Raw genomic sequence first — 12,923 nt, 5'->3', positions numbered from 1 at the left:
AGCAATAAAAAGTCGCCCTAGAAGGGCGAGGCTTGAGACCCATTTTTTCGGTCAATTCATGTAATTTCTTCCAATTTTTTTTCATTCTTTTAATACTCCAATCATTGGAAGTAATTGTTAGTAGTGTGAAAATTATGAAAGTTACGACTCCTTGTATATAGATCCAATAAGTTTGGATATCAAAAAAATCAAAGTTTCTCTTGCTCACTAGCAATATTCCATGACTAAAAGCGAATAGAAAAGCAATTACACCTACTTGACGACGATACTTCAGTAACAATTTAGGAAATTCTGTTTTTTTTGTGCTAGGAAACACAATTCTCAAAATGCTTGGTAGCAGGGTAATGATATAGCATACTAGTGCTAATAAACCTAAGTAGTTGGCAACTGGTGCTGTATCCACAATAGTCTCTCCTTTAGTTACTAAATTTTATTAGGAAAGGTAGAGGGCAGGAGGAAATTCTGACTCCAGCATAGCTGTCTGTAACCGAAGGGAACAAGGGTATCAAACCCCATCGTTTACAGGTTGTCTACAATTGCTTCTGACCTCAACCAATTGTTCCTCCGGCTTTCTGCCTTCTACCTAAATGAGATTTTTTGCTTAGTTTTAGAAATATTTACAGCTGTTATTTTTCTCTAATTACACTCTTATGTAATATCATTTAAAAAAATGCACCCAATTGAAAATATATTACTGAGAAAAATATTTAAAGCCAATTTTTTTCAAGTTCTCGCTATTGATTGCTCAATTCAAGAGTCAAAAGCAATTACTCGCAGTTTGAAGATACTAAAATTGATTACCTCCTAGAATATATCCAAAGTATTCAACATATATTCCGGATAATTAATTACGATAAATTGCAGATATTAAGTGACCTTAAAGTTGAGCTATAATGCTTAGGTATTAAGTTAATATTTTCACTAATTAATGTGATATAATGCTAATTTTATGTAAGCATTCAGCATTCAGCATTCAGCATTCAGCATTCAGCGATGAGTTATTAACTCGTTATTTTGGAAGAAGGAATTGGTAGTCAAGAAGAATTAAAAGTTATGTTTGCGCAGCATTCCGCAGGAAATGAAATATTTCTGTTATCTAACCTTAGTCTTTGCTTGATTCTTTAAAAATCTAAAAGCTGATGGCTGTTTGCGCAGCATTCCGTAGGAAATACTAATAACTGAATGCTTACAATTTCGATAGATAAATATTTATACCAAATTAATATTATAGCACTACAAGTTTAGGTTAGGACATTTCTAAATCCACCAAACCCACTCACTGTTTACTGTTGCCTGTTGCCTGTTGCCTGTTGCCTAGCGCGTAGCGCTATAAAGTTGCATAAAACAATATTTTAGTAAGCATTCAGCTGTCAGCTATTCTTTTTAGTTTACGATAAAAGCTTTATTAATTACCTTACTAGAAAAGTTTGCTCTTTTACCCTTAAAAGGTAAGCATTCAGCACTCAGCAATCAGTTTTATTCCCTTTAGTGTAAGGATTCAGGTGATAGCGATCGCTCAATGGATGTTGTGGCGAAAAAAAATATTCACGGAAGTCTATATAAGTAAAATATTTTGGTAATTCTGCTGCTAAATAATTTGGCTTTCCATAAAAATATTTTAATAAAACTCACAATCTAATAGAGCGATTAAATCTATCTCCTAATCGCCCTAATGCTAACCAATCTAATATTTATGGAGTGGGAGAGTAACTAAATTCAGAAACCATGAGAAGAAGGAATAAGGAAGGAGGAAGAAGGAAGAAAAAAGAGGGAAAAATATTGCTTTGTCTGAGCTTTAATTTTTTGATATTTCCTAACAGTAATTGCAACTACTATAACGAAAACTTTCTTCTCCTGTCGCTTCTTCCCTCCTGACCGAAAAATAAGGTCTCAAGCCTCCCCTTTTAAGGGGATAAAAAAAATATAACTCCTTATTTCAAGCCTCCTGCTTCAGTAGGAGGTACTGATAACTGATAACTGATAACTGATAACTGAAATGACTCCTCTACTTAACAGACAACATCTGAGCTAATTCTGGATGACGGCCAAATAAACCAGTCATCACCCGCAAAGACAAAGACTTAAAAATCGGCACTATTCCCATACCCCACAAACCTAAACGACGAAGCGCTACTATAGGCAACACACTAGCAGAAAACATTCTATCTAGAAAATCAGTAACTCCTAAAATTACTAAATTCTCCTTTCTGCGCCAACCTTCATAACGCTTCAATACACCAATATCTCCAATATCCTCACCTTGCTGATGAGCAGATTTAATAATTTCAGCGATCGCTCCTACATCTCGAATACCCATATTCAAACCTTGGCCACCTACAGGATGACAACAATGAGCAGCATCTCCAATTAAAGCTAGACGGTGTTTAACATAGCGATCGCTCTGCATCAACTGCACGGGAAAAACGTAGCGATCGCTCAACAACTCCAACTTACCCAACTTTCCAGCAGTGCGATACTCCAACTTAGCCAAAAATTCTTGTTTATCCAACTCCTGCAACGCCTTCGCCTCAGCATGAGGAGCTGTCCACACCACCTGACAGCGATTTCCCGGCAAGGGCAAAACCCCCATCGGGCCACTCGGCCAAAATCTCTCAAAAGCAATATTATTGTGAGACCTTTCAGTTTTAATCGTCATTGCCACACAAGACTGCCAATACTTCCAACCATGAGTCCCAATATTAGCAGCTTCACGAATAGGAGACCTCGCCCCATCTGCTCCTATAACCAACCGAGAGCGGACATTCAAACTTTCATTTTCACCAGACAAACTGTCTGTATCCTTCTGCTTTAGCTCAACTTCCACAAAATCAGATTTATAATCTACCCGCAAAACTTCCGCTGGACATAACCAAGTAAATTGTTCAGAGTCTGCCAAAAATTCTTGCATTGCCGTCAACATCACCTGATGTTCTCCTACATAACCCAATCCCTCCTTTGAAGTTGGCCTCTTACCAGTAATAGCCAAATCATCAGGATAAAATTGGACAGTACGGGGATAATTACTGTCAGAAAGACTAATTTGCCTATATGTGGTGATTTTGGGTAAAATTTGTTGCCAAACTCCAATACCATCTAATATTCTGCCAGATGTTAAGGAGAGATTATAAGCAAGTTTTCTAGCTGCAACTACAGATTTAGGTTGACTTTCAATTAATGCCACTTTTAAGCCAGAATTTTTCAAAGCACAAGCAAGAGCGGTACCAGCGATACCTCCCCCGACAATAACTAAGTCGTAATCTAATTTTGGTTTGACAGTTGTTTCAGATAGAGAATTTTGGGAAAGTTGCTCCATTACCATATTTATCAAAAATAATCAAGTGTTTAGTAATTTATACTCTCCCTATATTGTGGCGCAACTTTTCAGAAAAATCTGAGTGATTTTTGACTGAAGAGAGAATTTGAAGAAGGAGTCAGGAGACAGGAGTCAGGAGTCAGTAGGTAGAAAAGAGTTTTTCGGTGATTTTAGTAGTAGGGTGTGTGAGCGAAACGAAGTGGAGTATCACGCACCATTTTTCTGAAGAAGGAGTCAGGAGACAGGAGTCAGGAGTCAGAATTTTCAGTAGTTTTTTCCCAATAAACCTCTCCAAAAATCAAAAATAAAATCAATTTTTATCCATAAATTATCAATTACTTCTTCCCATTGCCCATTACCTATTCTCTATTCCTTACTTTCTGGAGATGTCTAATTGGAGTTGAGGTGCGTTACGCTGTCGCTAACAGCACCCTAATAACTTATGTATATTAAGCAGTGACAAAAATAATTAAACGGGAGCAATATGCTCCTATTGGCTAACCATTACGCTGAAAGCTGAGTGCTGTTTGCGGAGCATTCCGGTACGGAAAATGCTGATAGCTAGTAGTAGTAGGGTGTGTGAGTGGAACGAAGTGGAGTATCAAGCACCATTTTTCCCCTTTTCCCCATTGGTGTTGAGGTGCGTTATGCTGTCGCTAACGACACCCTACTCCAGTAACAAAAATAATTACAACGGGAGCAAAGATACTCCCACTGCCTATTCCGTAACTATATATAAAAAATCAGGCGTTGCATAAATGCGGAATGATTTTAATAGTTTAATAGTTTTGTGGAATGGGCATCTTGCCCGCTCCCGTTCCTGATATTTTTACTTTAGTAGTAGGGTATGTGAGCGGAACGAAGTAGAGTATCACGCACCATTTTATCCATAGGGGTTGGGGTGCGTTACGCTGTTGCTAACAGCACCCTACTCCAGTGACAAAAATAATTACAACGGGAGCCAGATGCTCCCACTGACTAACCATTACGCTGAAAGCTGAGTGCTGAAATGCTGATAGCTAGCTAAATTAATTTAAGATTTGGGTACTCAGCAACCATATCCTCAGAGGTCAAAGTATCGCCACTTGCTTGAGGTGTCCATAAAACTTCAACAGCTAATAACTGTTCGCTAGAAATAGTACCCATTTGACTTAAAGCACGTCTGACATCTTCTGTACTATTAATAACTGGTAACTGTAATTTACCTTGAGTACCAACAACAATAGTAGCCACAATATATTCCCCTGGTGCTTCAGTTTCCTGAGTTAGCAATTCACCATTAGTTTCACTAACAGGCAGAGAAGTTTGAAGATTTTTATCAACTAATTGATTATTGTAATTAGAAAGAGTCTCCTCAGAAAACTTACTGCGTTCAGTCAAAGCATACTGATTAAACTTTGCTTCTGCCGAGTCTAGCTTTGCTTGCTCACTTTGAGCAGATCCATAAGCCCAATATTCAGGGTGACGCAATAAAGATAATGTAGCTTCTTGGAGAACTTGCGCTCTACCCGCAGCAGAGCCAGTATCAGCATTTTCAGCTATTCTATCGAGGTCTGTTTGTAAACTACGACCTTCTGCCAATAAACCAACTTGTACCCTAGCAACAGAAACTGTAGGATTATTACTATAGCTGTCAAACTCATCTCCCTGAGTTACTCTTCGGAAACTACTAACTAAGAAATTAGCGATCGCAATAAAAATCAAAATTGTAAACAGACTGCTAAACCCACCGAAGCCAAAGAAAGGTAGTAAAAATGGGAAGCCAATACCACCTCTAGGATAGTAACCACCTCCAGGAGTACGGGTAGGTGATGTATAGGTACGACTGGGCATTCTAAATGACCCACCACCAATGCGACCTCCACTCCTAGCTGCAAAAGCGGCATCAGCTTGACTTAAGGCTAAAGTAAGCACTAGCCCAATGACAAAAAACGATTTGAGGATGCCTTGAATATGTGAAAGCAGTTTTTTACTCATAAGTAATCATTATTATTATTGCTATACATTTTTAATGTACCGCTTTCTATTTAGACTGTGCAGCTAGATATAGTTATTTAATTATTGGGATATCCGTACTTGTGTAGTAAAATATTAAATTTTTAAATTTCAATATTGTTTTGTAGTTTAATTTTTATCTATCTATACCAATCCTATTTTATTAGTGTCAAAAATCTTACTGTTTTTTAGGGAATAGCGGTCAGACCCCGCGTCGCCGTCAGGCGCAAGGGAATGCTGACCAAGAGAGGGAACAGGGAACAGGGAACAGGTAAGAGTTTCAGTTTTTTTATCTACTTTTTGATTTGTCGCAACCTCTGCGCGGATTGCTATATAGCACTATAGTTTTAGTAATGTATCTAAAATTTATTTTATTCCAAATTTCATAAATATGCGGGACTTACAAATCTACTTCAAATAAGGGTTTGGAGACCAAACCCCTACTAACCTCATATAACTTCAACTTATGACTTATGACTTCTAACTTCTAACTTCATTCAACACCCCTACTAACCTCATATAACTTCAACTTATGACTTATGACTTCTAACTTCTAACTTCATTCAACACCACCCCCTACAATAGTAACTATCTCCAACTTATCCCCTGCTTGTATTTCAGTTTTGTCCCAAAATTGTCTATGTAAAATCTCACCATTATATTCCACAGCTACTAACCGAGGGTTTAGCCCCAACTGTTCCAGAAAATTAGGTAAAAGTACATGGGGTAAACAAGTATGGGTTTCTCCGTTAACTTTGAGCGTAATTTGACTTGACATTCTAGTACTATTTAGATTTTTTCCGGTAATATATTGTTAGAGCGTAGCGCTTGATAGCGATTTAGTTGAGACAGAAAATATTGAGTTACTAAAGTTGGTTGCTCTGCCTGCATAATAGCCCTAACTACAGATACACGCTCCGCACCAGATGATAAAACTTCATCACAATTTTGCATATCAATTCCACCAATGGCAAACCAAGGAATAGTGCAATTATTGACAGCATAACTAATGTATTCTAAACCTGCTGCTGGTTTATCTAACTTAGTAGGAGTTTCATATATTGGCCCTACTCCTACATAGTCTGCTTCTTCTTGAATAGCTCGCTTCATTTCTTCTGGATTTGTAGTGGAACGACCTACAAGTTTCTGAGGGCCAAGCATTTGTCTAGCAAGCTTAACTGGTATATCATCCTGTCCGAGATGAACTCCATCTGCATCAACAGCGATCGCCAGGTCTACTCGGTCATTAACAATAAATAGAGCGCCGTAGCGATGGCAGAGTTCAGAGAGTTTTTGGGCTTCTGTTAATCTTGTTATATCGTCTGCTGTTTTGTTGCGGTATTGGACAAGGGTTAACCCTCCCTGAAGAGCTGCTTCTACTATATTGATTAATTTATCGTTGGGTGAGGTAACTAGATAGAGGTGGGAGTTTTGCAACTGCTGATATCTTTTATAGGCGAGAAGTCCACTTTCTATAGTATAAACTCGGTAACGTATCTGTTTACAAGCGGAACCCATCTGAGAATTATAAATTTTGCCGTATTCTTCTAAAACTCGTAGTGCTTCTTCTAAGCGACAGAAGTTAACTTGTAGCAGTTGTTGAACGTCTGAACGTTGCTCTTCTTGTGGATGAGTCAATTCTGTACCTGGATCTCCAGGGGTATTTCGGGACATTCTTAATTCTGTACTATGCCAACTGCCAATCTCTTGACGTAGTTGTTTACATTCATTTGCCCAATGTATATTATTGAGGCCAAACCGACACCATTCTTCTATAATTCTTAAACCTTCTCTGGCCCTATCTAAGTTAGCATCCAAAATTCGGCGAACTCCAGGCTGTACATTTTGACCCCAATTATACTTCTCGTTCATAATAATTACCCTATAAATTTTAATCCTTATTGTCAACATGACTATAATCTTGCTCTCTCAAATAGGGAAGGGCAGACTATGATAAATTTTGCTATTAATATAAACCGTTTTATAGTATAGTATTGGCTGCAATACAGAATTTAATTATTGTTCAAATAATTTCTGAAATAGTTTAGCGATCCGGATTACGACTGTAGGACCAAGGTAATTTCAGTTATCAGTTATCAGTACCTCGCAGCTATTGTCAGAGGCTTGAAATACTGAAGTTGATTTTTTTTTCATCCACTTGAAAGGGGAGGCTTAATACCTGATTTTTTGGTCAAAATAGTTAGGCCATATTTTAGATAAGTTTTTTACTTTAGGGTGGCAAATTTTTGTTAGGTTCACTAGATATTTCTATAGCGATCGCTAAAAAAATAGAAATATAAAAAATAAAGTACAGAGATTTAATGTTGATAATTATTTCGAGGTCAAAATAGAGATAATCTTCTTATGGTAGTTTAAACGCACAACAATTTAACTAAATACTTAATCCTCATACTTAATCCTAAATAGTATCGATCGCTAGGGAAAAATAGACTTTTTAAATCACAAAATTATTTGAAACAGTAAATATATTTGGGTAATTGCAAAGTTCCATTCATCACTATCAAAATGAGTTTTGCTAATTCTAGTCATACTTACCCATTATCTTTAACAATCAACCTATCTTTACAAAAATTAAACTTACTGTTCAAAACACCTATAATCAGAGATACTTGACAAAACTATAATAATTAAATTTTCTGTCACAGTTTCCTAGGAGGAAAGCCGTGAAACCAATATTTATCCTTTTTTCACAGAAAAATAATCGAACAAATTTACTGCGTAAAATTAACTTTTTATCACCTATTTTAGCCACTGCACTACTAGGGGTATTTACTTCTGCAAGTTTGGCAGTTCCATTTGCACAAGAAGTGGCCCAAGTCCTTGAAAATCAAGCTAATTCTCAAATAAATGTACTTTATGTTAGTTCATCTATTGGTAGTGATTCTGGAGATGGTACTAAAACTGCTCCTTTGAAAACTATTACCTATGCTTTGAAAATTGCTCAACCTAATACAGCAATTTTACTTGCCCCTGGAACTTACAATAGACAAACAGGTGAAAAATTTCCTTTAATTTTGCAGCCCAAAATTACAATTAAAGGTAACTCTTTTAACCGTGGAAAAAATGTTTTGATTCAAGGTGGAGGAGATTTTAATAGTCCGACTTTAAAACAAAAAAATATAACAATCTTAGCTGCTAATAACTCAACTTTAAATGGTGTAACAATTACAAATCCTAATCTTCAAGGTTACGGTTTATGGATAGAATCTAGTGGTTGTGTTATTAGTAAAAATACTTTTACTGGTAATACTGTAAATGGCATTTCTGTAGTGGGTAGTAATACAGCAATTATTCAGGAAAATAATTTCTATGGAAATGGAGTAAGTGGTATGGAAATTTATCATAATTCTCAGCCAGAAATTAGAGATAATTTGTTTCAAAATACTGGTATTGGAATGAAAATATCTGATGATGCTGCTCCAAAAGTAGTAGGAAACCGTCTGATTGAAAATGAAAGTGGGATTATTATTCAAGGAAATGCACGCCCAACTTTGCGGGGTAATTATATTGAGGGTAATAGAAAAGATGGAGTAGCAGCGATCGCTCAATCATTACCGGATCTGGGTAACTCTCAAGAACCTGGCCGTAATACTATTCGTAATAATACTCGGTATGATATTTATTATTCAGTAAAAGGTAAAACTCTTCCTGCTTATGGAAACTCTTTAGCAGGAGGTCGTAATTATGGCAGTATTGACATTGCTGGGAAAATTGCTCCACCTCAACCAGTTGCCCCTTTACCGAATATTGTAACTACCCCTATAGTAAATCCAGAAACAGAGCCTGCCCAGGAAAACCATGTGATGGAAACTGCATCTACTGAGCCAGAAATTCAGACAACGCCAAAGAAACCAGATATTTCAGCTTCAGCAGAAAAATTACAAGAGCAGAATAGCTCTGATAGTATTATTTCACAACAAAGACCGGGACATTCTACGACAATTCTTATTCCTGTACCAGCTCCAGAAACTCAAAACTCTAGGGGGAATTCCTATCAGACAACAAGTCGTCCAGGAAATTTACAAAGGCTACTACAAACTAATCCTAATTATCAGAATACAAGAGCTATTGAAATACCAGTATCGCCACCACAGTCAGGGAGCAGAAGTTTAGAAAGATGGCGCAATTTACCTCCAAGTAACACTACCCCCAGTTTTGAACCCACTACCCCAGTTACATCTCCTGGTTTACTATCTGTACCAAGCACAAATATTCCCCTTGGTCGCGGTGGTTATGTGCCTCCCGGTATTGGCAGAAATCAAAATTCTAATCCTAACCCTTTGCCTAGACTCTTACGTCGTAATTCTCAAAGTCGCGCTGCTACCTTGGGTTTACGTTATCGAGTGGTTGTCAATGTCAATAATGTCACTCAGATTTATAAGTTGCGATCGCTTGTACCAGATGCTTTTTCAACTAATATTAATGGTAATTCAGTCATGCAGGCTGGAGCTTTTCGTAGTCGTCTTGAGGCAGATCAACTACTAAAAGTTTTACGGAATAATGGTCTGAATGCCAAAGTTATACTTATTAATTAACTGATTCAGAAATTAAACAATTTTTTTTTCAAAAAAAAATATTAGTAAATAAATATTTAGTAGAAAAAATTTTCCGAATAATAGACACAATTTGGCAAAGTACGACTACAATGGACGTGCTTGTAATAAATTTTTAAGAGGTCTACGATATGGTAACATCTTCTTCTCCTGGCAATACCTCTGTCTTCATCATGCCTTCGAGACAAGATTATACCCAATTTACTATGGCCAAAAAAGTTCAATCAAACCAGATTAGAACAAAATTGGACATACAATTATTAGCTCTAAATGTTTTAACAGGAGTTAATTCAGACAGCATCTTGCGAGTAGCGAGTAAATTGAATATACCTCCGAAGTTAGCTGATGAACTAACTTTAGTGGTAAATGAAAAACGGGGAACCTCGGCAAACCAAACTCTGAAGATAGAGGAAGCAAAATCTTTCATCTTAATAGTATGTCACTTGGCAAAACAAAACCAAGCGTTAATTCGTCGTGCAGTAGCATTAATGGAACAGGTGGCTGCTCAAAATACTAAACCTCAATCAGTTACTTTATTAAGGGAATACCTTGAGAAATTTGAAAAAGCATATAAACAATATCAAATATACTCTGAAAATACTTCCCACGATAATCCAGAAAAATTAGGTCTAAAGTTATTAGTGGATTTGTTATTTTATAGCGCTCCTCAAGGTTACAGTCGTCTTTGGTCAAGTCTGAAATTTTAGATATAGCAGGGAACAGGGAATAGGCAACAGGGAACAGTGGGAAAAAAATTGCTAAGTTTAAGATTCATCATTAGCATAAGTCCTAACCGTTCTGGCTATTGCTATATCGAAATCATACTAAAATTTTAGTATCAAGCAAAGCCCTTGAGAAAAATTCAAAACACTGATTTAACAAAAAACTCAAATATTCATTGATTGATTGAAAAAGTTTTAAGCATGATAGAGAATTAAGCATGATTAAATCAACGGTAAACTTCACAGAGTTTAAACTGTTTCATACCTTAATTCTCTTTTGATTTTTTTCAGATAAAATTTATCCCTGTATACTAAAATTAAAAAAATTATATGATAATATCTTAACCTCTTGGCTATTTACTACTCTATGTAACTCAACTATAATTAAATTGGTATGAGGAAATTACTGTTAAAGCTATAGATTAAGATAATTTTATCTTTTCTCTGGCGAGTTTAATACACCACCTTACCGAATAATTAATAATTAATAATTAATAATTACATAATTCTGGTTTAAAGCCTCCCCTTTTAAGGGGAAAAAAGCGGTCGTTTGCTTTGCAACGCTGGCGCGAAAAGCGGAGCTTCCCGTAGGGTGAGATGGCGAGGGGACTTCGCCATATCCAATCGACCAAGAGAAGAAATAATATTTCCTTATATTCAATTCCGTAGCGGTTTTAACCTTCTTGTAATTATCAATTATCCATTATCAATTATCAATTAATGAACAATGTCTTCACGAAGTTATACTCCCCCAACTTGTACGCTAAAATTTACAGCTAGAGGTTTAGCGGCCTTAAAATGGATCGGTATTCCCAGAAAACAACGCTTTAGCCTGAGTTTTGACGACCCCAGGGTATCAGAAAAAGACCATATTACACTGAAGGGCGGTCGCAGTGAATTAGACACTCTCCACAAAGTTGTGACCAGCTATGTACAAGAATTTCTCAGTAAATCTCCTGAATTACCTGTAGAGAATGAAAAGAAAGGAGAAGAAAACAATAGCACTGCAACAGAGTCAAACTCACAAACAAAAATTCAGGATGAGACCGCCGAAATTGCTGATGCCAAACCTTTCATACCTAATTCCCCACCCCCAATAAACGGTAAAAGTATTTATCTACAACCACGAGACTTATTAAACCACGATCTATTTTTGGGGTCTCTAGCAACTAAAGAGTCAGGAAATTTTATTACCATGAGTATGCTGCAACTATTTGACCTGGCGATCGCTCTAGATGAATGTGAAACAGATATACGGACATTGCCTCAGTTTAAGTCTGACGGTGAAGTTAAACCTCTTCCTGAATGGTTGCAGACTGCAATACTAATTCTCATCAGCGCTGGTCTAACAGCAAGCGCCATTAAATTATATGACCGCTATGCAATTAGTCGTAAACAACAAAATGAACCTAATATTATTGCTTCTCCACCAAGTACTAATACACCCCCTCCAGCACCAACAAATTTAGCAACGCCAACACCAACACCAACAGTAACTCTATCACCACTACCAACACCACCAACAAATCTACCAACACCAACAATTACTAGACCATCTCCAATTCCCACACCATCTCCTCTGTTTCCTAGACAAAACCCTGCGCCACCTGCTCCTAATAACTTGCCACCACCTCTCAATGATTTTTCTCGTCCTCCTCAAAATCAGGGAAATGGTACAACAGTAGTTATTCCAGCAGCACCAACAATACTGCCACCAGTTCCTTTAGCACCACCAACTACACCGCCTCCAATTCCTCCACCTGCAATACCTAACTATGGCGTGTCAGTACAACCAAGACCTCCTGTGCAACCACCCCCAAATTTGCAAATACCACCTGCACCAAACCGACCTCTACCACCAGCACTTAATAGAGGGGGTGGGGTAAGACCTTATTTAGATGTGAGTCGTATTCCGGTTAATGTTCCTAGAGCAATTGATTTACCGACCTTGGAAGATGTAGATCCAGTTGCTTTGCGCGATCGCGAATCTGTGGTTGAACCTAGTGAAAATGCTGATAGGAAGCCGAAAGATACATTATTCGATAAAATTCCCCAAGTTGCAGAGGTAAGAGAATATTTTGAAAAAAGTTGGGAACCGCCATCAGATTTAGATAGGAATTTGCAGTATAGTTTGTTATTAAATGGTGATGGTTCGGTGAAAAAGGTAACTCCAATTGGTCTAGCATCAGTTGAGTTTTATGGCAATACAGAGATGCCTTTAGAAGATCAAGCTTTTGTCTCTAATATTGAGGGTGACAAGACTGCTAAAATTCGATTGGTTTTGAGACCAGATGGTCAAGTTCAGACTTTTTTAGAGTC

General features: G+C 37.2%; 8 protein-coding genes. 3 read left to right on the top strand and 5 right to left on the bottom strand.

The window, feature by feature from the left end:
• The 5 genes from AC3DU7_RS10820 to AC3DU7_RS10800 all read right to left on the bottom strand — a co-directional run.
• The coding region (locus AC3DU7_RS10820; RefSeq protein ID WP_488039358.1) for a ferric reductase-like transmembrane domain-containing protein at nucleotides 1–403 on the bottom strand (403 nt) is incomplete at its 3' end.
• 1,602 nt (nucleotides 404–2,005) lie between these two features.
• Nucleotides 2,006–3,319 (bottom strand): FAD-dependent hydroxylase, encoded by a 1,314-nt coding sequence (locus tag AC3DU7_RS10815; RefSeq protein ID WP_488039357.1) that lies wholly within the window; start codon nucleotides 3,317–3,319, stop codon nucleotides 2,006–2,008.
• Between the two features lie 1,017 nt (nucleotides 3,320–4,336).
• On the bottom strand, nucleotides 4,337–5,290 hold the full coding sequence (locus tag AC3DU7_RS10810) for a DUF1517 domain-containing protein (protein WP_488039356.1): 954 nt from the start codon (nucleotides 5,288–5,290) through the stop codon (nucleotides 4,337–4,339).
• 577 nt (nucleotides 5,291–5,867) lie between these two features.
• The gene (thiS, locus tag AC3DU7_RS10805; protein WP_488039355.1) at nucleotides 5,868–6,086 is read right to left on the bottom strand and encodes a sulfur carrier protein ThiS; all 219 of its coding nucleotides are present in this window, start codon (nucleotides 6,084–6,086) and stop codon (nucleotides 5,868–5,870) included.
• An 11-nt stretch (nucleotides 6,087–6,097) separates the two neighbouring features.
• Nucleotides 6,098–7,180 (bottom strand): thiamine phosphate synthase, encoded by a 1,083-nt coding sequence (locus AC3DU7_RS10800; RefSeq protein ID WP_488039354.1) that lies wholly within the window; start codon nucleotides 7,178–7,180, stop codon nucleotides 6,098–6,100.
• Nucleotides 7,181–7,992: 812 nt separating this feature from the next.
• Between AC3DU7_RS10800 and AC3DU7_RS10795 the strand changes: the two genes are divergently transcribed.
• The 3 genes from AC3DU7_RS10795 to AC3DU7_RS10785 form a co-directional block, all read left to right on the top strand.
• Nucleotides 7,993–9,864: a DUF1565 domain-containing protein gene (locus AC3DU7_RS10795; protein ID WP_488039353.1), complete on the top strand. Its 1,872-nt coding sequence runs from the start codon at nucleotides 7,993–7,995 to the stop codon at nucleotides 9,862–9,864.
• Nucleotides 9,865–10,013: 149 nt separating this feature from the next.
• A complete protein-coding gene (locus tag AC3DU7_RS10790) occupies nucleotides 10,014–10,589 on the top strand; it encodes a DUF3038 domain-containing protein (protein ID WP_488039352.1) in 576 nt (191 codons plus the stop codon).
• Between the two features lie 742 nt (nucleotides 10,590–11,331).
• On the top strand, nucleotides 11,332–12,923 hold a 1,592-nt coding region (locus tag AC3DU7_RS10785), incomplete at its 3' end, for a DUF4335 domain-containing protein (protein WP_488039351.1).

It is taken from the genome of Okeania sp., from assembly GCF_983059655.1.
This window is presented reverse-complemented; position numbering and strand designations above follow the sequence as displayed.